At 42.2% G+C, this 230-nt stretch carries 1 protein-coding gene; it reads left to right on the top strand.

Annotation, left to right across the window (positions count from 1 at the left end; translation table 11 throughout):
- Positions 1–230: hypothetical protein (locus EOD40_RS18120; RefSeq protein ID WP_164905525.1), on the top strand; the 230-nt coding region annotated here is incomplete at both ends.

Below are 230 nucleotides of genomic sequence, written 5' to 3'. Positions count from 1 at the left end.
CAAATGGAAGTGCACTTGTTACAGTTTATTTGAAAGATAATGGAGGAGTTGCAGATGGAGGAGATGATCAAAGTGATAATCAAACCTTCAACATCAATGTAACATCTGTGAATGATGTACCGGTTTTCACTAAAGGAGATGACCAGGCTAAACTGGAAGATGCAGGAGCCATCAGTGTTCCTGGTTGGGCAACAGGTATCAGTGCAGGTCCTGTAGATGAAGTAGGACAA

Origin of the sequence: Flavobacterium sufflavum (assembly GCF_004016525.1) — a bacterium.
Lineage (GTDB): Bacteria > Bacteroidota > Bacteroidia > Flavobacteriales > Flavobacteriaceae > Flavobacterium > Flavobacterium sufflavum.
Note: the sequence above shows the minus strand (reverse complement) of the source record. Positions and strands in the feature narration are given on the sequence as shown.